Source organism: Streptomyces sp. NPDC047880 (assembly GCF_040706515.1).
Lineage (GTDB): Bacteria > Actinomycetota > Actinomycetes > Streptomycetales > Streptomycetaceae > Streptomyces.
In genome coordinates, this window is the sequence record NZ_JBEZOK010000012.1 from 114,650 (window position 1) to 138,558 (window position 23,909).

Here is a 23,909-nt window from a genome sequence, read left to right on the forward strand (position 1 = left end):
CATGGCGACGGACATGCCCGCAGAGACATCTGTGGAGATGCACGCGGCCGACGAGCGGTGGCGCCACATGTGGAGCCACCGTGAGCATTTGCTCAAGGTCGCCCGGCGCCGGTCGATGAGCCCGGAGGACGCCGAGGACGCGGTACATGAGGCGATGCTGCGCGCCGCCGAGCGGCCCGACCTGGACGAGGAACGGCTCGCGGCCTGGCTGACGACGGTGACGATGCGCCTGTGCGTCGACCGTTACCGGCAGGTGAACCGCGAGGCCGAGGTGCGGACCAGCCCGACGCTCATCGCCCCAGGTCCGGTGCCCGTCGAGGAGGCGGTGTGCGACCGGGCCGAGGCGAGGTGGCTGGCGGTGCGCAGTGGTGAGCTGCCCGCGCGGCAGGCCGAGGCGCTGCGGCTGAAGTCGGAGGACCTGGACGTCGGCCAGGTCGCCGTCCGGATGGGGCTGAGCTACCGGACCGTCGAGTCGCTGCTGGCCCGGGCCCGGCGGACGCTGCGGCAGTCGCTGGCCGCAACGCTCGGGTGCGCGCTGTTCGTGATCGGGTGGGGGCGGCCGCGCGGGGTCGGCAGGGCACAGGCCGTGGCGGTCGCCTCGACGGCGGCGTCCCTGGCGGTGGCGGGGTTCGTGCTGCCGTACGCCCTCGACGGCGGCGGAGGCGGTGGCGGTACGGCGCCTCGGCCCACGGTCGCCACGCCGGACGCGGAGACGCTGCGGCCGGACGGCGGAGGGGAGGGCCGTACGCCTCGGGGAGCTGAGCCCACGGCTGCCGCAGGCGCGCGCGGAGCGGCCGACGCTCCCGCCGGCGAATCGTTCCTCCCGCTGTCCGTGCCGTCGCTGCCGGAGGTCCCGGTCGTCGCGCAGGTCCCGGAGGTCCCGGTGTCGTCGCTGCCCGGGTTGTCCGCGCCGGACGTCCCGCAGGTGCCCGGCGTCCCCGACCTGAGCGTGGAGCCCTCCGCCGTACCGACGGACATGGTGGACGTGGCGGACACGGCCGTGCCGGAGTCCCCCGAGGCTTCCGACGCACCGTCCGTCGCACCGTCCATCTCGTTCACCGGACTTCCGGCGAGCCCGCTTCCGTAGCGCTGCCGGGAAACCCGCCCGGGCAGCAGCGCTGCCGGGAAACCCGCCCGGGCAGCGCTGCCCGGCAACCGTCCGCAAGCGCCGCCCGGTAGCGCCGCCCGGAAACCCGCCCGAAAAAAATCCGTCACACGAGCGACGGACGCCCAGCCCCTCCCCGTAGAGCAGATGTCAGAGCTGCTCCAGGGGCACTGCTCCACGGGCTGAAGGGTGGACCGGATGGGTGTCGAGATCTGTGTGGAAGGGCTGACCAAGTCCTTCGGTCACCAGGTCATCTGGCAGGACGTCTCGCTGACGCTGCCCGCCGGGGAGGTCTCGGTCATGCTCGGCCCCTCGGGCACGGGCAAGTCGGTGTTCCTCAAGACGCTCGTCGGACTGCTCAAGCCGGAGCGCGGCTCGATCACGATCCAGGGCCGGGACATCACCAAGCTCCGCGAGCACGACCTGTACGAGGTGCGCAAGCTCTTCGGCGTGCTGTTCCAGGACGGCGCGCTGTTCGGCTCGATGAACCTGTACGACAACATCGCCTTCCCGCTGCGCGAGCACACCCGTAAGTCCGAGAGCGAGATCCGGCGCATCGTGCTGGAGAAGATGGACATGGTCGGGCTGATCGGCGCCGAGGAAAAGCTGCCCGGCGAGATCTCCGGCGGGATGCGCAAGCGCGCCGGGCTGGCCCGGGCCCTCGTCCTGGACCCGGAGATCATCCTCTTCGATGAACCCGACTCGGGCCTCGACCCGGTCCGCGTCGCCTACCTCAACCAGCTCATCGTCGACCTCAACGCCCAGATCGACGCGACCTTCCTGATCGTCACGCACGACATCGCCTCCGCCCGCCAGGTGCCGGACAACATCGGGCTGCTGTTCCGGCGCGAGCTGGTGATGTTCGGGCCGCGCGCAGAGCTGCTGACCAGCGACGAGCCCGTCGTACGGCAGTTCCTGAACGGCCGGATGCAGGGCCCGATCGGCATGGCGGAGGAGAAGGACGCCGCGCAGGTCGAGCAGGAGCTCGCGCAGATCGACGACAGCGCGCGCGTGCAGGAGCTGACTCCCCGGCTGCTGCCGGGACCGGGCATCACCCGCCCGCCCCGCTGGCAGGCGATCGCACGGCGCGAGGCCCGGCTCCACCACAAGGAGGTGGCCGGCGCATGAGCCTGTCACCGGCCGGAGCGCTGCGGCACTCCGGCAGCCTCTTCGCGATGGCGCTGGACGTCGTCCGGACGATCCCCCGCCGGCCCTTCCAGGCACGGGAGTTCATCCAGCAGGCGTGGTTCGTCGCGAGCGTGACGATCCTGCCGACGGCCCTGGTCTCCATCCCGTTCGGGGCGGTCATCGCGCTCCAGATCGGCAGTCTGACCCGGCAGCTCGGCGCCCAGTCCTTCTCCGGGGCCGCCTCCGTGCTCGCCGTGCTGCGCGAGGCCTCGCCGATCGTCACCGCGTTGCTGATCGCGGGCGCCGGCGGCACGGCGATCTGCGCCGACCTCGGGGCGCGGAAGATCCGCGACGAGATCGACGCGATGCAGGTGCTGGGCATCGACCCCATCCACCGGCTGGTCGTTCCCCGCGTGCTGGCGTCGATGCTGGTGGCGGTGCTGCTGAACGGCCTGGTGTCGGTGGTCGGCGTGGCGGGCGGCTACTTCTTCAACGTCGTCCTCCAGAACGGCACTCCCGGCGCCTACCTGGCCTCCTTCACCACGCTCGCCCAGCTCTCCGACCTGTGGGCGGCCGAGGTCAAGGCGCTGGTGTTCGGTGCGATCGCCGGGATCGTCGCCTCCTACAAGGGGCTGACCGCCAAGGGCGGACCCAAGGGTGTGGGCGACGCGGTGAACCAGTCGGTGGTGATCACCTTCATGTTGCTGTTCGTGACGAACTTCGTGATGACCGCCGTGTACTTCCAAGTCGTTCCGCAGAGGGGCTGAGGCATGGCGCTGCTGAGTCGTCTGGAGGAGCTGGGTGCCCAGCTGTCCTTCTACGGGCGGTCGCTGGCCTGGACCGGCCGCACCCTGCGCCGCTACAAGAAGGAGATCCTGCGGTTGCTCGCCGAGGTGAGCTTCGGCCGGGGCGCGCTCGCCGTCGTGGGCGGCACGGTCGGCGTGATCGCCTTCCTGTCGTTCTTCACCGGCACGGAAGTGGGGTTGCAGGGGTACGCCGCGCTCAACCAGCTCGGCACCTCCAACTTCGTGGCGTTCCTCTCGGCGTACTTCAACACCCGTGAGATCGCCCCGCTGGTGGCCGGGCTCGCGCTCTCCGCGACGGTGGGCGCCGGTTTCACCGCCCAGCTGGGCGCGATGCGGATCAGCGAGGAGACCGACGCGCTCGAAGTGATGGGCGTGCCCTCCCTGCCGTTCCTGGTGACGACCCGGATGATCGCCGGGTTCGTCGCGGTGATCCCGCTGTACGTGATCGGCCTGCTGTCCTCGTACCTGGCGGCCCGCACCATCACCACCGGCTACTACGGGCAGTCCACGGGCACGTACGACCACTACTTCCAGCAGTACCTGCCACCGGTGGACGTCCTGTGGTCCTTCGGGAAGGTGCTGGTCTTCGCCGTCCTGATCATCCTGGTGCACTGCTTCTACGGCTACTACGCGAGCGGTGGCCCGGCGGGCGTCGGTGTCGCGGTGGGCCGCGCCGTGCGGACCTCGATCGTGGCGATCAACGTCCTGGACTTCTTCCTGTCGCTGGCGATCTGGGGCGCCAGCACGACCGTACGGATAGCGGGGTGAGCCGTCGTATGAGGGTGCTGAGACTGCGGTTGTACGGCGTCGTCTTCATCGCCGTGCTCGCGCTGCTGCTGTCCCTGTCCGTGGCCGTCTACCGGCAGGCGTTCACGCCGGTCGTGCGGATCACGCTGGAGGCCGACAGCCTCGGCAACCAGCTCGATCCGCGGGCCGACGTCAAGCTGCGCGGGCTGCTGGTCGGTGAGGTGCGCGAGGTGCGGGCCGACGGGACGAAGGCGACGCTCGACATCGCGCTCAAGCCGGAGCACGTCGTCCACATCCCGTCCGACGTGCACGCGCGCCTGCTGCCCAAGACGCTGTTCGGTGAGAAGTACGTCGACCTCGTCCCGCCCGAGCGCTCCGCGTCCTCTTCGGCTCGGCCCATCCGTGCCGGTGACGTCATCACCCAGGACCGCACCCGCGTCGGCATCGAGGTCCAGCAGCTGATGAACGACCTGCTGCCGCTGCTGCGGACCGTGCAGCCCGGCAAGCTCAACGCCACGCTCAACGCGTTCGCCACCGCCCTCGACGGCCGCGGCGACCGGATCGGCGAGAACCTCACGCGACTGGAGAGCTACCTGCGCCGCCTGAACCCGCATCTGCCGTCCCTCACCGAGGACATCGCACGTTTCGCCGAGGTCGCCGAGACGTACGGCGACGCGGCGCCCGACCTGATGGAGATCCTGCGCAACACCGTCACCACCAGCCGCACGATCGTCGATCAGAAGGACCGGCTGGCGGCGGCTCTGAAGTCCACGGCGACCGTCGCGGGCACCGCCGAGGACTTCCTCGACGCCAACGGCGACCGGCTGATCACCCTCGGCCAGGTCTCCCGTCCCACGCTGGCGCTGTTCGCCCGCTACTCCCCCCAGTACCCCTGCCTGCTGGCCGGCCTGGTCCGGCAGGAGAAGGCGTCCGAGGAGGCGTTCAAGGGCGGAAAGATGCACATCACGCTGGAGGTCGTACGGCCGCAGGGTGCGTACGAACCGGGTGAGGAACCGCGCTACGGCGAGCGGTCGGGCCCGAACTGCCGCGATCTGCCGCACCCTCCGGTGCCGGCGCCCGGCACCCACCTCAAGGACGGTTCCAAGGAGGCGAGTCCGGCCTCGGGCGGTCCGCTCGGCGTCTCCGCCACCCGGGCCGAGCAACGGGCCGTCGGCTCGCTCGTGGCACCGGTGCTGGGCGTGCCCGCGGACGAGGTGCCGCCGGTCGCGACGCTGCTGTTCGGGCCGATGGCGCGCGGGACGGCGGTGAGCGTCGCATGAGCACCACAGGAGCCCGGCAGACCGCCGCGCCGCTGATCAAGTTCGGCCTCTTCGCGCTGGTGACGGTGGTGGCGACGGCCCTGCTCGCCGCCACCATCGTGAACATCTCCTTCACCCCCGAGCACGAGTACCGCGCGGTCTTCAGCGACGTCACCGGCCTGGAGGAGGGCGACGACATCCGGGTGGCCGGAGTGCGGGTCGGCGAGGTCGAGGGCATCCGGATCAAGGAACGGACGCTGGCCGAGGTCACCTTCACGGCCAGCGAGGACCGGCCGCTGCTCACCAGCACGGGCGCCGTCATCCGCTACCGCAACCTGGTCGGGCAGCGGTACATCGCGCTGACCGAGGGCGCCGGCGACGGCACCCGGCTGCGCCCCGGCGGCACGATCCCGCTCGCGCGCACCCAGCCCGCCCTCGACCTGAACGCGCTGCTGAACGGCTTCAAGCCGCTGTTCGCCGCGCTCAGCCCGAAGGACGTCAACCAGCTCGCCACCGAGATCATCAAGACCCTCCAGGGGGAGGGCGGCACCGTCAACAGCCTGCTCACGCACACGGCGTCGCTCACCACGACGCTGGCCGGCCGGGACAAGCTGATCGGCTCGGTGATCGACAACCTCAACACGGTGCTGAAGACGCTCGACAAGCGCGGCGCCCGCTTCTCCGGACTTCTCAAGCAGTTGCGCCGGGTCATCTCGGGCCTGTCCGCCGACCGCAAGCCCATCGGGGAGTCGCTGGTGAGCATCGGCGATCTGACGGAGGCCACATCGGGCCTGCTGAAGGACGCGCGTCCGCCGCTGAAGGACGACATCGCGGAACTGACCGACCTCACCGGGACGCTGAACGACAACGAGAAGACCGTGGAGGGCGTGCTGAAGAGGCTGCCGAACAAGCTCAACGAGCTCACGGGGACGGCGTCCTACGGATCGTGGTTCAACTTCTACCTGTGCGACTTCGACGGCCGGATCGTGCTGCCGAAGACGAAAAAGGTGCTCACGCCCGAGATGCACGTGGCGAGGGCGAGGTGTGGGGCATGAGCCGCAAGCAGCGCCGCCCGGAGCCGCTGTTCAAGGTGCGGGTGGAACCGCCGAAGCTGCCGAGACTACGGCTGCCGGAGGTACGGCTCCTGCCCCGCCGCAAGCCGCGTCCGCAGCCGCTGGTCAAGGTCCGCGTCGACCCGCCGAAGCTGCCGGGGATCCGGCTCCGCCGTCCGCACCTCGGCCCCTTCCGCGAACGCAGTCCCATCGTCATCGGTGCCGTCGGACTCACCGTCCTGGCGCTGCTGACCGTGGCCGCGTTCAACGCGGACCGCCTGCCGGTGATCGGCGACGGCGAGACGTACAGTGCCGCCTTCGCGGAGGCGGGCGGTCTCAAACCGGGTGACGAGGTGCGGATCGCCGGGGTCAAGGTCGGCAAGGTCGAGGAGGTCGACCTGGACGGCGACCATGTCAAGGTCACCTTCAAGATCAAGGGCGAGCCGGGGTTCGGCACCGGGACCGGCGCGTCGATCCGGGTCAAGACGATCCTCGGCGCCAAGTACCTCGCCCTGCACCCCAGGGGCCGGGGCCAGTTGGAGCCCGGCAGCGAGATCCCGCTGAAGCGGACCGTCCCCGCCTACGACGTCGTGCAGGCGTTCAGCGATCTCACCACCACGACGGAGAAGGTCGACACCGACCGGCTGGCGAAGGCGCTGGACACCATCTCGACGACCTTCGAGGACTCACCCGCCGAAGTGCGGTCGTCCATCAAGGGCCTGTCGCGGATCTCCCGGACCGTGGCCTCGCGCGACAAGGCCCTCAAGGAGCTCCTCGACCACGCGAACGGCGTGACGGGTGTGCTCGCCGACCGGTCGGGCGACTTCACCGCCCTGGTCGAGGACGGCGACAAGCTGTTCAAGGAGATCAGCAAGCGGCGTACGGCGATCCACAAGCTGCTGAAGACCTCCGCCGCGCTCGGCATCCAGCTCTCCGGCCTGGTCCAGGACAACGAGAAGGAGATCGGGCCCGCGCTCAAGGGCCTCAACACCGTGGTGAAGATGCTCGAACGCAACCAGTCCAGCCTCGACCGGAGCATCGAGCTCCTGGCGCCCTATGTGCGGGTCTTTACCAACACCCTCGGCAACGGCCGCTGGTTCGACTCCTACGTCCAGAACCTGGTCGCCGCCCCGGTGGTCCCGCGAACGGGAGGCACGCAGTGAGCAACCGCTGGAGGAAGCGCCTGGCCCTGCTGACCGCCCTGGCCCTGGTCGCGACGCTCGCCTGCGTCCTGTGGCCGCGGTCCGAGCCGGCGAGCGTCACGGCGTACTTCCCGCGCACCGTCGGCATCTACCCCGGCTCGGACGTCCGCGTGCTGGGTGTGCGGATCGGCGAGGTCAAGAAGATCACGCCGGAGGGCGGCCGGGTGCGGGTGGAGCTGGAGTACGACGCGGACCGGAAGGTCCCGGCGGACGCGCAGGCCGCGATCATCAACTCCTCGGTGGTCAGCGATCGTTACGTGCAGCTGCTGCCGGTGTACCGGAGCGGCCCGGTACTGCGGGACGGGGACGAGATCCCCGAGTCGCGCACGGCCGTGCCGGTCGAACTGGACCGTGTCTTCGACAGCCTGCACACCACGGCCGAGGCGCTCGGCCCCGAGGGCGCCAACAAGGACGGCGCCCTGTCCCGGTTGCTCGGCGTCAGCGCCGACAACCTCGACGGCCAGGGCGAGAACCTGCACCAGACGGTGAAGGACCTCTCGGAGGCGGTCACGACCCTGTCCGACGGCCGCACGGACCTGTTCGGCACGGTCCGCAACCTCCAGGTGTTCACGGCTGCGCTGGCGGCGGACGACAAGAGCGTGCGGTCGTTCAACAGCAGCCTCGCCAAGGTCGCCGGGCAACTCGCGGGCGAGCGCAAGGACCTGGCGGCGGCGCTGAAACACCTCGGCACGGCGCTCGGTGACGTGTCCGCCTTCGTGAAGAAGAACAAGAAGTCGCTGACGTCGAACGTGGAGGGCCTGAGCAAGGTGACCAAGGTGCTCGTCACCCAACGGGCGGCGCTGGAGGAGCTGCTGGAGGTCGCGCCGACGGGCGTGTCGAACCTGCACAACGCCTACAACCCTTCCGCCGGCACCCTCGACACCCGCAACAACCCGGACCGTCCGCAGGATCCGGCCTCACTGCTGTGCTCGATCCTGAAGACGACCGGGGAGAAGACCGACTGCGGGGACCTGAGGGACCTCTTCGACTCCCTGCCCGAGGTGCCCCGGGGCACCTCGGGCGCCGGCACGGTCGACCGCACCCTCGGCGGAATCCTGGGGGCGAGCGCATGAGGCCCCTGCGCAAGAGCGGGGCCGTCGCGTGGACGGCCGTCGCAACGGTGCTCCTGTCCGGCTGTGAGTTCAACGGCTGGTACGACGTCCCGCTCCCCGGCGGAGCCGCCGCCGACGGCCGCGCCTACCACGTCACCGTCGAGTTCCGCGACGTTCTGGACCTGGTTCCGCAGTCGTCGGTCAAGGTCGACAACGTCACGGTGGGCGCGGTGGAGAAGGTGGAGCTGGAGGGGTGGCATGCCAGGGTCCGCCTCCGGGTCGCCGACTCGGTGAAGCTGCCCGCCAACGCCATCGCCGAGCTGCGGCAGACCAGCATGCTCGGCGAGAAGTACGTGGCGCTGTCCGGGCCGCCGGAGAGCGCACCGGCCGGCCGGCTCCGCGACGGTGATGTGATCCCGCTGTCCCGCAGCGGCCGCAACCCGGAGGTCGAGGAGGTGCTGTCCGCCCTGTCCGCCCTGCTCAACGGCGGTGGCGTCGCTCAGCTCAAGACGATCACCACGGAGCTGAACAAGGCCCTGGAAGGCCGGGAGAACCGGGTCAGGTCCCTGCTCAAGGAGCTCGACACCTTCATCGGCGGCCTGGACGATCAGCGCCAGGACATCGTCCGCGCGCTGAAGGCCGTGGACCGGCTGGCCAAACGGCTGGGCAAGGAGAAGACGACGATCGCCGAGGCCGTCGACACGATGCCGCCCGCCCTGAAGGTCCTGGCCGACCAGCGCCGCGACCTGACGAGGATGCTCACCGCCCTGTCCAAGCTGGGCAGAACCGGCACCAAGGTGGTCAACGCCTCGCACGGCGACACGGTCGCCAACCTCAAGCGGCTCCGGCCGATCCTGCAACAGCTCAACAAGGCGGGCAGCGACCTGCCCAACTCCCTGGAACTGCTCACCACCTACCCCTTCCCGCGCAACGTGGTGGACGCCATCAAGGGCGACTACGTCAACCTGCACGTCACGGCGGACCTCGATCTGGCCGGCGTCTACGGCAACCTGACGGACGAACCGGGCGGCGGAGGCGGCGGGGACAGCCGGGTGCCCGAGCTTCCCGAGCCCCCCGACCTGCCGGACGCACCGGATCTCCCGGACGTGCCGGACGTGCCGGGCGTGCCGAAGCCCACCGCGCTGCCGAGCGGTCCGACCGTGCCGTCGTCCCCGTCCGCCCCCTCGGGCGGCGACGGCCCGCTGTGCCCGCCGGTGTGCACCGCCGGCTACGGCCCCCAAGACCACCGGACCGAGGGCCACCGGACCGAGGGGATCAACCTCGAACTCGCCGAACTGATGCTGAAGGGGGTCCAGCCGTGATCACCCGTACGGTCAGGGCGCAACTGATCGCCTTCGCCACTCTCACCGCCGTGGGCGTGTCGTACGTCGGCGCCGAGTACACGGGCCTGGTGGACGAGGTCCTGGACCGCGGCTACACCGTGCGGGCCGAGTTCGCCGACTCCGGGGGCGTGTTCCCCGGTGCCGAGGTCACCTACCGCGGGGTGCCGGTGGGCAAGGTCAGCGCACTGCGCCTGGCCGGCCCGGACGGGGTCTCGGTCACGCTCGACATCGAGGACGGGGCGCCGCACATCCCGGCGGACACGCTGGCGGTGGTGGCGAACCGCTCGGCGGTGGGCGAGCAGTACGTCGATCTCCAGCCCCGGACCTCCCGCGGCCCGTACCTGCTGGAGGGCAGCACGATCCCGCGCGAGAGCACACGGGTGCCGCTGTCGACGACGGACATGGTGCTCAGCCTGGACCGCCTGGTGAACTCGGTCGGCAAGGACGACCTGCGGGTCACGGTCGACGAGTTGGGCAAGGCGTTCACCGGCACCGGACCCGACCTGGGCCGCCTGGTGGACTCGGGCAACACCCTGGTCGAGTCGGCGTCCGAGGCGCTGCCGGAGACCGTCGCCCTGATCGAGGACTCACGGAAGGTCCTGAAGACACAGGCCGACCAGGGCTCGTCGATCAAGTCGTTCGCGCGCGATCTGGCGGCGCTGTCAGCCCAGTTGAAGGCCAGTGACGGGGACCTGCGCAAGCTGATCGGAAACGCGCGGCCGGCGGCGCAGGAACTGAACTCGCTGCTGAAGTCGACCGGGCCGCAGCTGTCGGTCCTGCTGGCCAACCTGATCAGCGGCGGCCAGGTCACGCTGGCCCGCCTCCCCGGCGTGGAGCAGGCCCTCGTCACCTTCCCGCTGACGGTGGCGGGCAGCCACACGGTCGTCCCCGGCGACGGCACCACCCACTTCGGCCTGGTGCTGAACGCCGACGAACCACCGGCCTGCACCCAGGGGTACGGCACGGTACGCCGCGACCCGGCGGACACCGGCACACGCGAGGCGAACAGCGACGCCCGCTGCACGCTCCCGCGCGGCAGCGAGTCGTCGGTACGCGGCGCGCAGAACGCGCCGGGCGCGCCGACACCCGACGGCGGCGCGAACCAGGCGGCGCACGTCACCCCGTACGACCCGGAGACCGGCACCACGACCGGCCCGGACGGAAGGAACGTCGAGATCGGCTCGGCGGGCGGCCAGCAGGCCGTGTTCGGAAAGGAGTCGTGGCAATGGCTGCTCGTCGGCCCCATGGCATGAGGCAGGTAGGACCCCGGGTGATGGCGGCGGGACTCGTCGCGGCGACCGTCATCACCACAGCACTGGCGCTCTGGCTGGCCTTCGGAATCCACGAACAGCGCGAGACGGACCAACGGCGCCAGGGCATCCTGGCCGCGGCCCGCCAGTCGGCGCTGAACTTCACCTCCCTCGACTACCGGCACTACGACCGCGACAGCGCGAATGTCCTGGCGGGCGCGACCGGCGACTTCAAGAAGCAGTTCACCGCCCAGACGGAGCAGCTCACGAAGCTGGTGGCCCAGAACAAGTCCGTGTCGGAAGGCCAGGTCCTGGAGGCGGGCATCGTCCGCTCCGACGAGAACTCGGCCCGTGTGCTGGTGGTCGCCGACAGCAAGGTGACCAACACCGCCGTGCCCGGGGGAGAGGCGCGCACCTACCGGCTCCAGCTCGACCTCGTACACAAGGACGGCCGCTGGCTGACGTCCGACGTCGAGTTCGTCGGCTGATTCACGGGCCGATCCGCCGACACAAGCACCGACGAGGAGTACCACCATGCCGAAGACGACCAGCGGCCGCGCCCCCGCTCCCGGCACCCGCCGCACCATGACGGCGGCCGCCCGCGCGGCGGCGAAGCGCGCGGAGCGCGGCCACCGCGAAGCGGGGACCGTGACGGCCACCGACGAGGGGTCCCCGTGCCGGGCCGAGCGGCCGTTCACCGGACGCACCGTCCTCGTCGAGGCCCCGAAGGACGGCTGGGACGACCCTCCGGAGCCGTCGGCTCAGTCGTTCGAGGAGGACGGGCCGCAAGAGCGGAGCGAGCACGGTCCCACCGGGCGTCGCAGGCTGCTCACTTCGGTCCTGGCCGTCCTGCTCGTCGTCGGCCTGGTCGCGGTCGCCGCCCTGGGATGGCGGTACCGCGACGGCCGCCTGACGGAGACCGCCCGGACCGAGGCGCTCACGGCCGCGCGAAAGGCGGCGCCGGTCGTCCTGTCGTACGACTACCGTCACCTGGACAGGGACTTCTCGAAGGCCCGCGCCCACCTGACCGGCGACTTCCGCGACGAGTACGGCAAGACCACGAAGACCGTGGTCGCCCCGACGGCCGAGAAGTACCGAGGCGTGGTGAAGGCGAGGGTCGCCGCCCCCGGCTCCGCCGGCGCCCCGGCCGCCTCCGTCGTCTCGGCCTCTCCCGACAGGATCGTCGTCCTGCTCTTCGTCAACCAGGTCACCGAGAGCACCCAGGTGACGGGTTCCCGCCTGGACCAGAACCGGGTGCGGATGACGATGGAGCGCACGGGCGACGGGTGGAAGGTGAGCGCGGTGGACGCCTTGTGAAGGCAGGACCGGGCTTCCCGGGGTCATCTCGTCGGGGACCCGGTCGGTGTGGGCCCTGGCGGTGCGGGCGCTTGGCGGAAAGGTGAACGGGCTCTCGCGCGGTACCCGGTGATCAGAGCGACCGACGCGGAACGTCCGCCTCTGCCGGCCGCGCCGTGGACCGTCGTGCCACCCGGCCCAGGTGCCGTGCGAACACCTCTCGGGCCTCCGGCGTCAGCGTCCGCAACGCCACCAGTGCCGTGATGACCACATCGCACAGCTCCGCCTGCACGTCCTCCCACGAATGCGTGACCCCCTTGCGCGGGTTCTGCCCCGTCGCCCCGATCACCGCCTCCGAGACCTCGCCGACCTCCTCGGTCAGTTTCAGGATGCGCAGGAGTACGCCCTCGCGACCCTCGATCGGCCGGCTCTGGTCGAGCCACTCCCACAGGGCGTCGATGGCGGACCAGAGTTCATGGGCGGGCGACTGTTCGTTCATGGGGGCGCAGCCTGCCATGCCGGACCGACAGCGCCCCCGGCCCCGGCCGCCCCCTACTCCATGTACTCCTCCTCGAACAACGCCTCCTGTTCCCCCTCCTTCGCCTTCCGCAGCCGCCTCGCCCTGGCGCCCACCACCGCCGCCGTGCCCGCCGCCGTCGCCGCGAAGGCCGCCGGGATCATCCAGCTTCGGTTCACCGCGTGGCCGAGCAGATGGTCGACGGAGAGGCGGCCCGGGCCGGTGACGGCCAGGCCCGCGGCCGTGAGGCCCAAGGTCGCCGCGTACTCGTAGCCGCCGCCCTGGTTGAAGAAGCCGTTGGGGGCGTGCACGGCCGCCGCGCCCGCCATCGCCCCGGCCGCCGCCGCCCCCGCGGCCGGCGTGGCCAGGCCCAGGGCCAGCAGCGTGCCGCCGCCCGTTTCCGCGAGGCCCGCCGCCGTCGCGCTCGCCTTGCCGGGGGCGTAGCCGACGGATTCCATGAACTGGCCGGTGCCCTCGATGCCGTGTCCGCCGAACCAGCCGAACAGCTTCTGCGCGCCGTGGGCCGCCAGCACACCGCCCGCCCCCAGCCGGAGCAGCAGCAGACCCAGATCACGTCGGTCGTTACGCCTCACGTCGTCTCCCGGAGCAGGCAGCAGGAATGGAGGAGCTCATCTCGTCGCCTGTCCACGGTCGCACCCCTCGCACCCGGCGACACCCGGCGGGCCCGTCCGCCGACGCCGTTCGGGTGGCACCGGTGGCGTGGGGCGGGGGCCGGTACGAGTCTGGCCCGTATGACGATTCAGACCACGCGCCTCAGCGATCCGGCCGTCCGGGCCTTCGTGACCGCCGTGAACAACCACGACCGCGAGAGCTTCATGGAGCTCCTCGCGCCGGGCGCGACCATGACGGACGACGGCTCCGACCGTGACCTCGCCGACTGGGTGGACCGGGAGATCTTCTCCTCCCACGGCCACATGGAGGTCGACAACGAGTCCAACGGCGGCCGTTCCCTCCTCGCCCGCTACAGCAACGACACCTGGGGCGAGATGCGCACCCGGTGGAGTTTCCAGGTGGACGAGGACGGCAGGATCACGCGCTTCGAGACCGGGCAGGCCTGAGGCCCCCCGGCGTCCCGCGGGGGCTTGTCCTTCGACACCGGCCTCTGGTCCCTTGGCCGGTCACCCCGCCTCGGCCCTCGATGTGAGCGGCAGTCGTTCCACGCGCACCGGTGCGTACTCCGCGGTCCCTCGCGGAATCCACCCCCACCCGGTGCCGTGGAACGACTGCCGCCTCCCCCCTGGATGTGGCCGACGGGAGCTCTCTGCTCCAAGTGTGAAGCTTTCGTGTAGGAGAGTTGAGCATAATTCCCCTACCGGCCGCAATGGGGCGGAGGTTCCTATTCCGTTTGTGCAGGTTGACGAGTTGACGAACTTGCCGCGCGCTCAGCCGCGTCCGACGTACGGCATCGCCGTCGCCAGTACGGTCGCGAACTGCACGTTCGCCTCCAGCGGCAGTTCGGCCATGTGCCGCACCGTGCGGGCCACGTCCGCGACGTCCATCACCGGTTCCGGGGCGACTTCCCCGTTTGCCTGCAGCGCTCCCGTCTGCATACGGGACGTCATGTCGGTGGCCGCGTTGCCGATGTCGATCTGCCCCACCGCGATCCCGTACGGCCGGCCGTCCAGGGAGAGGGACTTCGTCAGGCCCGTCAGGGCGTGCTTGGTCGCCGTGTAGGCCACCGAGTGCGGACGGGGCGTGTGCGCGGAGATCGAGCCGTTGTTGATGATCCGGCCGCCCTGCGGATCCTGCTCCTTCATCTGCCGGTACGCCGCCTGCGCGCACAGGAACGCCCCGTTGAGGTTGGTGTCCACCACGTGCCGCCAGGCCTCGTAGGGCAGTTCCTCGACCGGCACGCCGCCGGGCCCGAACGTGCCCGCGTTGTTGAACAGCAGGTCGACCCGGCCGAAGCGCTCGACGGTGGCGGCGAACAGGGCGTTCACGTCCTCGGGGCGTGAGACGTCCGTGCGTACCGCCACAGACGCGGCCCCGGGTGCCAGCGCCGCCGTCTCCTCCAGGGTCTCCGCGCGCCGGCCCGCCAGCGCCACCGACCAGCCCGTGCGCAGCAGTTCCACGGCGACCGCCCGGCCGATGCCGGAACCCGCCCCGGTCACCACCGCGATCGCATTGTCCTTGGCATTCATGGGCCCGCAGCGTACGGGAGCGCGCCCGTCGCCCCGGCGGGACGAGGGCGTCAGACGGGCGTGAGTTCCGGCTCGCCCGTCTCGCCGGGGTAGCGGACCCCGACACGGTCCCGGATCGCGTCGAGCGTGCGCATCACGGCGAGCGTGCCGTCGAGCGGGACCAGCGGGGACTCGGTCTCCCCGGCCCGCAGGGCCCGCATCACCTCGAGCGCCTCGTGACGCATGCTGTTGCGCGGCCCGTCCGCCGGGTCGGCCGTGAACTCCTCGGCGTCCCGGCCGTCCCGGTGCAGGACGAAACGGTCCGGGAAGAAGAAGCCGTTCGGGACGTCGATCCGGCCCTCGGAGCCGGTGACCGAAGCGGAGGTCGCCGTACCGCCCACGAGGGAGCAGTGCACCGAACCGAGCGCGCCGCTGTCGAACGAGAGCACCGCCGCCGTCTGGAGGTCGACACCCTCCTCGGAGAGCACCGCCCGCGCCGCGACGTCCGACGGCTCCCCGAGCAGCAGCTGCGCGAACGACACCGGGTACACGCCGAGGTCGAGCAGCGCGCCGCCGCCCAGCCGCGGGTTGCGCAGCCGGTGCGAGGGCGGGAAGGGGCCGGCCAGCCCGAAGTCGGCCTGGACGCTGCGCACCTCGCCGATCGCCCCGTCGTCGACGAGCGCCTTGAGCCGCCGGACCAGCGGGTTGCAGTACATCCACATCGCCTCCATCAGGAAGCGCCCGTGCTCCCGCGCCAGCGCGACGAGTTCCTCCGCCTCGCGCACGTTCAGCGTGAAGGGCTTCTCGCACAGCACGTTCCGCCCGGCCGCCAGACACAGCCCGGCCGCGGCCCGGTGGGCGGTGTGCGGGGTGGCGACGTAGACGACATCGATGTCCTCGTCCTGCGCGAGCGCGTTCCAGTCGCCGTAGGCCCGGGGTGTCCCGAAGCGCTCCGCGAACGCCTTCGCCGACTCCGGCGACCGCGACGCCACGGCCACGACCTCCGCGTCCGGCAGGTCGATCAGATCCGCGGTGAACGCCGCCGCGATCCCCCCGGTCGCCAGGATCCCCCACCGCACCGTGTCCGCCGTCATACCGCCCCGCCTCCACCTCGCGACCCCGAGCATGCGTACGAGCTGAGAGCATAGGTGGCGATCGACTCGGAGAGGGAGGGACTCATGCCCGAGGGTGGGGGGTCCATATCGAGGACCGCGCAGGAGGCCGCAGCCGGGACGGAGCGGCCCGGCCGCACACCGCACCGCCGCACCGGGCTCCTGGTCACCTTCCTGCTCGGAAGCCTGACCGCCGTGCCCCCGCTGGCGATGGACATGTACCTCCCGTCCCTGCCGCAGGTCACCCGTTCCCTGCACGCGCCCGCCGCGACCGTCCAGCTCACGCTCACCGCCTGCCTGGCCGGCATGGCGCTCGGGCAGTTGGTGGTCGGGCCGATGAGCGACCGCTGGGGACGCCGCCGCCCGCTGCTCGCCGGACTCGCGGTCTTCGTCGTCGCCACCGTCCTGTGCGCGCTCGCGCCCACCGTGGAGCTGCTGGTGGCCTTCCGGCTGGCCCAGGGCCTCGCGGGCGCCGCCGCCATCGTCATCGCCCGGGCCGTCGTCCGCGACCTCTACGACGGCATGGCCATGGCCCGCTTCTTCTCCACCCTCATGCTGATCTCCGGCGTCGCCCCGATCGTGGCGCCGCTCATCGGCGGGCAGGTCCTGCGCGTCACGGACTGGCGGGGCGTGTTCGTCGTCCTCACCGCCATCGGCGTGCTGATCGGGGTGCTGGTCTGGACGAGGCTGCCCGAGACGCTGGAACCCGCCGAGCGGCACAGCGGCGGCGTCGGCGAGGCCCTGCGCGCGATGCGCGGCCTGCTCGCCGACCGCGCCTTCGCCGGCTACATGCTCACCGGCGGCTTCGCCTTCGCCGCGCTCTTCGCCTACATCTCCGCGTCCCCGTTCGTCATCCAGGAGATCTACGGCGCCTCCCCGCAGACGTTCAGCCTGCTGTTCGGCGTCAACTCGGTCGGACTGGTCCTCGTCGGCCAGATCAACGGCAAGATCCTGGTCGGCCGGGTCAGCCTGGACCGGGTGCTGGGCGTCGGCCTCGCGACCGTCATCACCGCCGCGACCGCGCTGCTGCTGATGTCCCTCGGCGTCTTCGGCGAGGCCGGTCTGGTGCCCGTCGCCGCCGCGCTGTTCGTGCTCATGTCCGCGATGGGCGTCACCCTGCCCAACACCCAGGCCCTCGCCCTGATGCGCACCAAGCACGCGGCCGGCTCCGCGTCGGCCCTGCTCGGCACCACCTCCTTCCTCATCGGCGCGATCGCCTCCCCGCTCGTCGGCATCGCCGGTGAGGACACCGCCCTCCCGATGGCCGTCGTCCAACTGGCCGCCGCACTGGTGGCACTGGCCTGCTTCATGGGAATGTGCCGACCCTGGAAGAAGGAGAGCAGCCGTTCGAGCGCGGAGGGAGCAGTCAGCTGAGCGCACCGAGACTGCGCGACGGCACGCCGGAGCGGGCCGGACTCGACCCCGGGGAACTGCGTCACCTCGTCCGGGAGGTCCACGTCCTCACCACCGGGCAGCGCCCCTGGGCCCCAGGTGCGGTCCTGGTCGTCGGGCGCGGCCCGGTGATCGCGGTGGAGGAGGCGGCGGGCTGGGCCGTCCGCTACGCGGCCTACGACCCCGAGGCCGACGCCGGGGTGGAGCTGCCTGCCGGGGAACGGGTCCCCATGACCGTCGGCACGCCCTTCGACCTGGCGTCCCTCACCAAACTGTTCACGTCCGTGGCCGCCGTGCAGCAGATCGAGCGGGGCACACTCGGCATCGACGCGAAGGTCGGGGCGTACCTGCCCGATTTCACGGCGGCCGCCCGGCACGGCATCACCGTACGGCAGCTGCTCACGCACACTTCCGGGCTGCGGCCCGAACTCCCGCTGTACGACTGCCCCGACGACGCGCAGCGGCTGGCGATGCTCCAGGCGGAGCCGCCGGTGGGGGCGCCGGGCACGTACTCCTACTCCGACCTGAACATGCTGCTCCTGCAGCACGTCCTGGAACGCGTCAGCGGCCGCACGCTCGACGTCCTCTTCCGGGACGGGATCACCCGGCCGCTGGGCATGACGGCGACGGACTTCGGGCCGTGTCCGGGCGCCGCGGCGACGGAGGACCAGCGGCGGCCCTGGGCCAAGGCGGACCGGGGGATGCTGCGGGGCGAGGTCCACGACGAGAACGCCTGGGCGCTCGGGGGCGTGGCCGGCCACGCGGGGCTGTTCTCCACCGGCCGGGACCTCGCGGTGTTCTGCCGGACCCTCCTCGCCGGCGGCTCGTACGGCCCCGCCCGCATCCTCGGCCCCGACTTCGTCGAACTGCTCTTCACCCCGCCCGGCCTCGGGTTCTCCCTCGACCAGCCCTGGTTCATGGGCGACCTGGCGGGCCGCGGCGCGGCGGGCCACACCGGCTTCACGGGCACGTCCCTCGTCCTGGACCCGGCCACGGACACGTTCCTGATCCTCCTCACCAACGCCGTCCACCCACGCCGCCGCCGCCCGGACAGCGCACCCAGGGCGGCAGCGGCGTCACGGGTGGCGCGAGCGGTGCGGTGAAGTCCGGGGCGGGGCCGGGACCAGGGGAGAAGGTGAGGGGCCCGGGGGCGTGACCGGGCCCTCGGCGGGTGACGGGCGGGCGGGAACACCGCCCGGCCGTCCCGAGCGGCTCGTGTGTGGAACGCGGCACCGGACCGCGCACACCGCCCTCCAGAACGCGCGCCGCCCGACGTCCTGCGCCCGCCTCGTAGAATCGCCGGGTGAACGCCCCCGCACCCCCGGCCGAAAACCTCCGTGCCGCCCTCGCCGGTCTGCTCGACGGGCTGCCGCCGCGGCAGGCCGCGCAGGCCGTGGAGCGGCTGATCAGCAACTACCGGGGAGCCACCCCGACCGACACCCCCATCCTCCGGGACCGGGCCGACGTCGCCGCCTACGCCGCCTACCGGATGCCCGCGACCTTCGAGGCCGTGCGCGCCGCGCTGGAGGCGTTCGCCGAGGCCGCGCCCGCGTGGGTGCCCGGCGGCCACACCGACCTCGGCGGCGGCACCGGTGCCGCCGCCTGGGCCGTGAGCGCGGTCTGGGGCGGGCGGCGGCCCGTCACCGTGCTCGACTGGGCGGAACCCGCGCTCGCCCTGGGACGCGAGATCGCCGCGGCCAACCCGGAGCTGAAGGACGTCCGCTGGCAGCGCTCGCGGATCGGAGCGGCCCTCACCCTGGAGAGCACGGACCTCGTCACCGTCTCCTACGTCCTCAACGAGCTGACCACCGCCGACCGCACCGCCCTCGTCGACGCCGCCGCGGCCGCCGCACAGGCCGTCGTGATCGTCGAGCCGGGCACACCCGACGGCTACACCCGTCTCATCGAGGCCCGGGACCGGCTGATCAGCGCCGGCTTCCGGATCGCCGCCCCCTGCCCGCACAGCGCCGCCTGCCCCATCGCCCCCGGCACCGACTGGTGCCACTTCTCCGCCCGGGTCAGCCGCTCCTCCCTGCACCGCCAGGTCAAGGGCGGCTCCCTCGCGTACGAGGACGAGAAGTTCGCCTACGTGGCAGCCGCCCGCTTCCCCGTCGAACCGGCACCCGCCCGGGTCGTCCGGCGCCCCCAGATCCGCAAGGGCCAGGTGCTCCTCGACCTGTGCGAGAGCGAACCGTCCCTGCGCCGCGCCACCGTCACCAAACGCCACGGCGACCTGTACAAGGCCGCCCGGGACGCCGACTGGGGAGACCCCTGGCCGCCCTCGTGACCCAGGCCCTAGCCCCGCCCCGCCCAGCGGACCAGTGCGTCCTCCGCCCAGGCCCGGTCGGCGGGGCGCAGGTCCGCGAGGTCGGCGCCGTGGTTCCCGCCCGGTACCCACAGCAGCCGTGAGTCCGGCCCTCCGGGGCGGAAGTGCTCGGCGACCGCGGGGTCCTGGGTGCCGTTGACGAACAGCAGCCTGCTGCCGCGCCGCCGTACCCAGCGGTCGATGTCGGGCATGGCGGCCCGGTCGAAGCGCAGGGGGACGTCCCGGGGGACGAAGCTGCGTGCCTCGGTGGCACCCGGATGGCGGAGCAGGTCCGCGAGGTGGGCGGTGGGGAGGCCGCCGTACCCCAGCTGCGTGCCGATCTGGTACCAGTACGGGATGTAGTTGCGGGCCGAGGTGTCGGCGTACAGCGCCAGGCCCGTCGTGTCGTCCAGCCACGTGTACAGCTCGCCGTCCGGCGCCCCGGGGCGGGGGATCGCGGCGACGTCGGCCGGGGTGCCGCGCTGCCAGAACATGAACGGCACCCGCAGGACGGCGATCTCGAGTGCCTTGTCGGCGCTGCCGACGAGCCGGAAGGTGTCGCCGGTGGCGGCCGCCCAGGCCTCGTAGCGGGCGGCCAGTTCGGCCCGGCGCAGCAGGATCGCCCGCTGGACCGCTTCGAGCGCCTCCCGGGCCGCGGGGGTGCCGACCGTCGCCAGGAAGCGGAGGTACGCGGAGTCGTCGCGGTCGTCGACGTTGTTCGGGGCCGAGTGGACCAGTGTGCCGTTCACGTCGTGGGGATGGAAACGGCGGTGGTAGACGGCCGCCATGCCGCCCTTGCTGCTGCCGGTGGAGATCCACGCGCCGGGGTAGAGCCGGCGGAACAGCCGGACGGCGCGGTGGTGGTCGTCGGCGGCCTGGCGGACGGTGAGGTGGGTGTAGCCGGGCTCCGCGGGGCGTGAGGTCCCGAAGTAGCGGTGTTCGACCTGGAGTTGGTTCGCGCCCAGCAGCACCGCCGCCTCGGTGCGGCGTGGGGTGAGGACCGCGTGGTAGCCGGTGCTGAACAGCACGATGGGGCGGTCGGCGGCGGTGTGGAGCAGGGTGAGGCGCTGTTCGAAGGTGCCGGCGGCCGGGTTCGTGTGGTCGACCGGCTGTCGCAGGCCCAGCACGAAGTGCCGGTACCCCGGTTCGGCGTCGTGCCGCTCCTCGATCAGGCGCAGCCCGGGCAGGGCCCGCAGCGCGTCGGCCACGTCGGCGTCCCCCTCACGGGCCGGGGCCGCCGCCCGCGCGAGCGGGGCCGTCGCGGCGGCGAGACCCACCGCCGGGACGGCCGTGACCGCCGAGCTGAGCAACCGTCGTCTGGTCCATACGGTCATGAGCCGAGTCCTCCCGGGGTGTCCGTGGGGTGGATGTCCGTCGTCGCCTGCCGCGACCGTCCCAGTACATCCGCCGGACCGCCCGGGAGGATCCCGCGCGCGGGGGTGCGCTCTCCCTCGCGCGGGGGAGGCTCACGAGCCCTCGCCGGTCGTGCCCTCCTTCTGCTGCCGGTTCTCCTGAAGCTTGCGCAGCAGTTCGCGTTTCTGGGCCTGCGGGTCGAGACCGCCGCCGATCCGGCCGCCCCGGCCGTCGCCGCGCAGCGCCCTGCGGCCGAGGTTCCTGCGCGATCCGCCGACACCCAGCATGTTTCCGGCTCCGCCTCGGGTCATCCCGGGCTCCTTCCGTCGCCACTGTCGCGACGAGACGGTTCGTCTCGTGCTCGTCGCTCCACTGTCCGCGAGACGCTCCGTCTTGTCAACTGATAAATTCGGCCCATGGCCGTCCAGAAGTCCACCCAGCCCGCCCCCGGCAAGCCCGCCCCCGACTCCACCCGGCGCAGCGAGAAGTCCCGCCGCGCCATCTATGACGCCGCCCTCGCCCTCGTCGTCGAGGTCGGCTACCCGAAGACCACCATCGAGGGCATCGCCGCCCGCGCCGGCGTCGGCAAGCAGACGATCTACCGCTGGTGGTCGTCCAAGGCGGACGTCCTGATGGAGGCCTTCCTCGACCTGGCCGAGCGGTCCACGGACCAGGCCGCCCCCCAGCCGTACACCTTCCCGGACACCGGCGACATCGCCGCCGACCTCAAGGTCGTCCTGCGCGCCACCGTCGACGAACTGCGCGACCCGACGTTCGAGGCGCCCTCGCGTGCGCTGGCCGCCGAAGGCGTCGTCAACGAGCAGCTCGGGCGCGAACTCGTGGCCAAGCTCATGCAGCCCTCACTCGACCTCTACATCCACCGGCTGCGCGCCGCCCAGGACGCCGGCCAGGTGCGGCCCGACATCGACCCGCGCATCGCCCTGGAGTTCTTCATCTCGCCGCTCGCCCAGCGCTGGCTCCAGCACACCGGACCGATCTCCCACGAGTACACCGACACCCTCGTCGACTACGCCCTTCACGGCCTGGCCCCGCGCTGAGCGGCCCGGGCCAGACGCCCCGGCGCGTCCGTGATCACGCCGTCGCAGCCCAGCGCCAGCACCCGGTCCCGCTGCGCGTCCGTCACCACGGTGTGCGCCCACACCCGCGCGATCCCCGAGCGCACCGCCCGCACCAGATCCGCGTTCCGCGCCCGGTGGTCCACGTCCAGCAGATCCACGTACGACCGCCAGCGCTCCGGGCGGTCCGTGCGCAGCTGCTGCGCCGAGCGCCACAACTGCGAGAGCAGGCCGAGGTTGTGGACGCGCCGGGCCACCTCGGGGTCGTTGGAGTTCACGAACACCGAGCGGGTCAGGCCGCGGGCCCGGATCAGCTCGGCCAGCCGGTCGAGACTGCGCGGGTCCTTGGCCTCCATCATCAGCACGATCCGCCCGCCGAAACGATCCAGCACCTCGGCGACCGTCGGCGGCCGCTCCGGCCGCCAGCTCCCCGGGAGCCGGTCCTTCGGGCGCAGCCGTACGCCCTGCCACTCCCGGGCGTCCAGACCGCCCACCGTGCCGCCCAGGTAGGTGGTGCGGTTCAGGGTCTCGTCGTGGAACACCACCGGCGTGCCGTCGCGCAGCAGCCGCGTGTCGAAGTCCAGCACCTGCGCCGTGCCGCGCTCATAGGCGGCCGTAAGCCCCGCCATGCTGTTCTCGGGGACCTCACGGGCGCCGCCGCGGTGCGCGACGTACGTGACCCGGGGCAGGGCCGCCGCGGTCAGGGGGCCCGTGCCCCACTCCAGCGGGGCCGGGGCGCGGCCGCCCGGTCCCGTCAGGGCCAGCGAGACCACGGACGCCACAGAGGCCAGACCCGACAACGCGATCCTTGTGACCATGGTGATCACGGTAGGTCGCCATGTCATGGCAAAGCAGGCAATGACACCCGATCACGGTGGACAGCGGGGCACGCTCCCGTCGGGCACCCCGTGTGCGATGCGTCCGTCCTGTCCCGGATGTGGGCACTGGCCCCCCGGTGCGCGGGAAGATGGGACGATGAGGCATGCTGTTCCGCACGACGGCGAGGCGAGGGGATAGATGAGCGCGGAGTTCGGCGGCCGGACCGGCCTGCAGGGCAAACTCACCCGCTGGCTGCGCGCCGGGCGCCGGCCGAAGGAGACCGCCGGGGACGGCGGCCGTGAGGCCCTGCTGCTCGCCGCCGCCGACGCGGGACTGCCCCTCGCGCCCGCCGCCCACCCGGCCGGCTACCGCTGCTCCTGCGAGCGGGTCGGCTGTCCCACCCCCGCCCGGCATCCGGTGTCCTTCGCCTGGCAGACGCAGTCGACCACCGACCGCGGCCAGATCGAGCGCTGGGCCCGCCACCAGCCGCAGGCCAACTTCATCACCGCGACCGGCATGGTGCACGACGTCCTCGACGTGCCCCTCGATGCCGGTCGCGACGCGTTGGAGCGGCTGCTCGCGGCCGGTGTCGAGGTCGGGCCGGTCGCCGAGAGCGACGACGGCCGCCTGCTGTTCTTCACGCTCACCCGGGGCACGCCCGAGGACGAGGACGAGTGGTGGCCGTGCGAACTGGACTGCCACCCCGAGACGATGGACGAGCACCCCGGGCTGCGCTGGCACTGCCGGGGCTCCTACGTCCTGATGCCGCCGGCGCGGCTGCCCGGTGAGGAGCGGGGGGTGCGGTGGGTGCGCGGGCCCGAGCACGCGCTGCCGGATCCGCTGAGCCTGCTGGAGGTGCTCACCGAGGTGTGCGGGCGGTACGCGGACGACGACGCCGGCCGGGCCGCCGGGGCGGGCTGGCCGCTGCGGCACTGAAGCCGGCCGGCGGCCGGC

At 72.1% G+C, this 23,909-nt stretch carries 25 protein-coding genes; 18 read left to right on the plus strand and 7 right to left on the minus strand.

What is annotated here, in order from left to right; translation table 11 throughout:
• Position 1 precedes the first annotated feature (1 nt).
• The 12 genes from AB0937_RS19805 (at position 2) to AB0937_RS19860 (ending at position 12,261) form a co-directional block, all read left to right on the plus strand.
• On the plus strand, positions 2 to 1,087 hold the full coding sequence (locus AB0937_RS19805; RefSeq protein ID WP_366713293.1) for a sigma-70 family RNA polymerase sigma factor: 1,086 nt from the start codon (positions 2 to 4) through the stop codon (positions 1,085 to 1,087).
• A gap of 216 nt (positions 1,088 to 1,303) precedes the next feature.
• Positions 1,304 to 2,233, plus strand: a complete 930-nt coding sequence (locus AB0937_RS19810) for an ABC transporter ATP-binding protein (RefSeq protein ID WP_366713294.1) — start codon at positions 1,304 to 1,306, stop codon at positions 2,231 to 2,233.
• The gene (locus AB0937_RS19815; RefSeq protein ID WP_104783856.1) at positions 2,230 to 3,000 is read left to right on the plus strand and encodes an ABC transporter permease; all 771 of its coding nucleotides are present in this window, start codon (positions 2,230 to 2,232) and stop codon (positions 2,998 to 3,000) included. The genes AB0937_RS19810 and AB0937_RS19815 overlap by 4 nt, the downstream gene beginning before the upstream one ends.
• A gap of 3 nt (positions 3,001 to 3,003) precedes the next feature.
• Positions 3,004 to 3,807: an ABC transporter permease gene (locus tag AB0937_RS19820; RefSeq protein WP_184845712.1), complete on the plus strand. Its 804-nt coding sequence runs from the start codon at positions 3,004 to 3,006 to the stop codon at positions 3,805 to 3,807.
• A gap of 8 nt (positions 3,808 to 3,815) precedes the next feature.
• Positions 3,816 to 5,066 (plus strand): MCE family protein, encoded by a 1,251-nt coding sequence (locus tag AB0937_RS19825; RefSeq protein WP_366713297.1) that lies wholly within the window; start codon positions 3,816 to 3,818, stop codon positions 5,064 to 5,066.
• Entirely contained in the window at positions 5,063 to 6,100 is a 1,038-nt protein-coding gene (locus AB0937_RS19830) for an MlaD family protein (protein WP_366713299.1), read from the plus strand. Before AB0937_RS19825 ends, AB0937_RS19830 begins: the two co-directional genes overlap by 4 nt.
• Positions 6,097 to 7,260, plus strand: a complete 1,164-nt coding sequence (locus AB0937_RS19835) for an MCE family protein (protein ID WP_366713300.1) — start codon at positions 6,097 to 6,099, stop codon at positions 7,258 to 7,260. The genes AB0937_RS19830 and AB0937_RS19835 overlap by 4 nt, the downstream gene beginning before the upstream one ends.
• Entirely contained in the window at positions 7,257 to 8,372 is a 1,116-nt protein-coding gene (locus AB0937_RS19840) for an MCE family protein (RefSeq protein WP_366713301.1), read from the plus strand. The genes AB0937_RS19835 and AB0937_RS19840 overlap by 4 nt, the downstream gene beginning before the upstream one ends.
• Positions 8,369 to 9,673 carry an MCE family protein gene (locus tag AB0937_RS19845; protein ID WP_366713302.1) on the plus strand — a complete coding sequence of 435 codons (1,305 nt, stop codon included), beginning with the start codon at positions 8,369 to 8,371 and terminating at the stop codon, positions 9,671 to 9,673. Before AB0937_RS19840 ends, AB0937_RS19845 begins: the two co-directional genes overlap by 4 nt.
• Positions 9,670 to 10,947, plus strand: coding sequence for an MlaD family protein (locus tag AB0937_RS19850; RefSeq protein ID WP_366713304.1), 1,278 nt, complete (start codon positions 9,670 to 9,672; stop codon positions 10,945 to 10,947). Before AB0937_RS19845 ends, AB0937_RS19850 begins: the two co-directional genes overlap by 4 nt.
• A gap of 20 nt (positions 10,948 to 10,967) precedes the next feature.
• Entirely contained in the window at positions 10,968 to 11,432 is a 465-nt protein-coding gene (locus AB0937_RS19855) for a hypothetical protein (protein WP_366713306.1), read from the plus strand.
• Positions 11,433 to 11,478: 46 nt separating this feature from the next.
• A complete protein-coding gene (locus tag AB0937_RS19860) occupies positions 11,479 to 12,261 on the plus strand; it encodes a hypothetical protein (RefSeq protein ID WP_366713307.1) in 783 nt (260 codons plus the stop codon).
• 112 nt (positions 12,262 to 12,373) lie between these two features.
• Here AB0937_RS19860 and AB0937_RS19865 read toward each other — a convergent pair whose 3' ends face one another.
• Together AB0937_RS19865 and AB0937_RS19870 are read right to left on the minus strand one after the other, a co-directional pair.
• Positions 12,374 to 12,739 (minus strand): MazG-like family protein, encoded by a 366-nt coding sequence (locus tag AB0937_RS19865; protein WP_366713309.1) that lies wholly within the window; start codon positions 12,737 to 12,739, stop codon positions 12,374 to 12,376.
• 53 nt (positions 12,740 to 12,792) lie between these two features.
• On the minus strand, positions 12,793 to 13,350 hold the full coding sequence (locus AB0937_RS19870) for a DoxX family protein (RefSeq protein ID WP_366713311.1): 558 nt from the start codon (positions 13,348 to 13,350) through the stop codon (positions 12,793 to 12,795).
• A 159-nt stretch (positions 13,351 to 13,509) separates the two neighbouring features.
• On the opposite strand from AB0937_RS19870, the gene AB0937_RS19875 reads away from it, so the two are divergent.
• A complete protein-coding gene (locus AB0937_RS19875; RefSeq protein ID WP_362039625.1) occupies positions 13,510 to 13,836 on the plus strand; it encodes a nuclear transport factor 2 family protein in 327 nt (108 codons plus the stop codon).
• A 324-nt stretch (positions 13,837 to 14,160) separates the two neighbouring features.
• Here the strand turns inward: AB0937_RS19875 and AB0937_RS19880 are convergent, their stop codons facing one another.
• Positions 14,161 to 14,919 carry an SDR family oxidoreductase gene (locus AB0937_RS19880; protein ID WP_366713313.1) on the minus strand — a complete coding sequence of 253 codons (759 nt, stop codon included), beginning with the start codon at positions 14,917 to 14,919 and terminating at the stop codon, positions 14,161 to 14,163.
• Between the two features lie 50 nt (positions 14,920 to 14,969).
• Positions 14,970 to 15,992 carry a Gfo/Idh/MocA family oxidoreductase gene (locus AB0937_RS19885; protein ID WP_366713315.1) on the minus strand — a complete coding sequence of 341 codons (1,023 nt, stop codon included), beginning with the start codon at positions 15,990 to 15,992 and terminating at the stop codon, positions 14,970 to 14,972.
• An 84-nt stretch (positions 15,993 to 16,076) separates the two neighbouring features.
• Between AB0937_RS19885 and AB0937_RS19890 the strand changes: the two genes are divergently transcribed.
• The 3 genes from AB0937_RS19890 to AB0937_RS19900 all read left to right on the plus strand — a co-directional run bounded on the left by AB0937_RS19890 (position 16,077) and on the right by AB0937_RS19900 (position 19,689).
• Positions 16,077 to 17,384 carry a multidrug effflux MFS transporter gene (locus AB0937_RS19890; protein WP_366713316.1) on the plus strand — a complete coding sequence of 436 codons (1,308 nt, stop codon included), beginning with the start codon at positions 16,077 to 16,079 and terminating at the stop codon, positions 17,382 to 17,384.
• Positions 17,327 to 18,505, plus strand: coding sequence for a serine hydrolase domain-containing protein (locus tag AB0937_RS19895; protein ID WP_366713318.1), 1,179 nt, complete (start codon positions 17,327 to 17,329; stop codon positions 18,503 to 18,505). The genes AB0937_RS19890 and AB0937_RS19895 overlap by 58 nt, the downstream gene beginning before the upstream one ends.
• Before the next feature lie 200 nt (positions 18,506 to 18,705).
• The gene (locus AB0937_RS19900; RefSeq protein ID WP_366713320.1) at positions 18,706 to 19,689 is read left to right on the plus strand and encodes a small ribosomal subunit Rsm22 family protein; all 984 of its coding nucleotides are present in this window, start codon (positions 18,706 to 18,708) and stop codon (positions 19,687 to 19,689) included.
• An 8-nt stretch (positions 19,690 to 19,697) separates the two neighbouring features.
• Here AB0937_RS19900 and AB0937_RS19905 read toward each other — a convergent pair whose 3' ends face one another.
• Together AB0937_RS19905 and AB0937_RS19910 are read right to left on the minus strand one after the other, a co-directional pair.
• Positions 19,698 to 21,041, minus strand: a complete 1,344-nt coding sequence (locus AB0937_RS19905) for a S28 family serine protease (RefSeq protein WP_366713322.1) — start codon at positions 21,039 to 21,041, stop codon at positions 19,698 to 19,700.
• Between the two features lie 132 nt (positions 21,042 to 21,173).
• Positions 21,174 to 21,371: a DUF6243 family protein gene (locus AB0937_RS19910; RefSeq protein WP_366713324.1), complete on the minus strand. Its 198-nt coding sequence runs from the start codon at positions 21,369 to 21,371 to the stop codon at positions 21,174 to 21,176.
• Between the two features lie 105 nt (positions 21,372 to 21,476).
• Between AB0937_RS19910 and AB0937_RS19915 the strand changes: the two genes are divergently transcribed.
• Entirely contained in the window at positions 21,477 to 22,118 is a 642-nt protein-coding gene (locus tag AB0937_RS19915) for a TetR/AcrR family transcriptional regulator (RefSeq protein ID WP_366713326.1), read from the plus strand.
• Here AB0937_RS19915 and AB0937_RS19920 read toward each other — a convergent pair.
• A complete protein-coding gene (locus tag AB0937_RS19920; RefSeq protein ID WP_366713328.1) occupies positions 22,097 to 22,954 on the minus strand; it encodes a glycerophosphodiester phosphodiesterase in 858 nt (285 codons plus the stop codon). The two genes, AB0937_RS19915 and AB0937_RS19920, sit on opposite strands and share 22 nt — an antisense overlap.
• 199 nt (positions 22,955 to 23,153) lie before the next feature.
• Here AB0937_RS19920 and AB0937_RS19925 point away from each other — a divergent pair, with 199 nt between their 5' ends.
• Complete coding sequence (locus AB0937_RS19925; protein ID WP_366713330.1) at positions 23,154 to 23,891, plus strand: bifunctional DNA primase/polymerase; 738 nt, start codon at positions 23,154 to 23,156, stop codon at positions 23,889 to 23,891.
• The last annotated feature ends 18 nt before the right edge of the window (positions 23,892 to 23,909 follow it).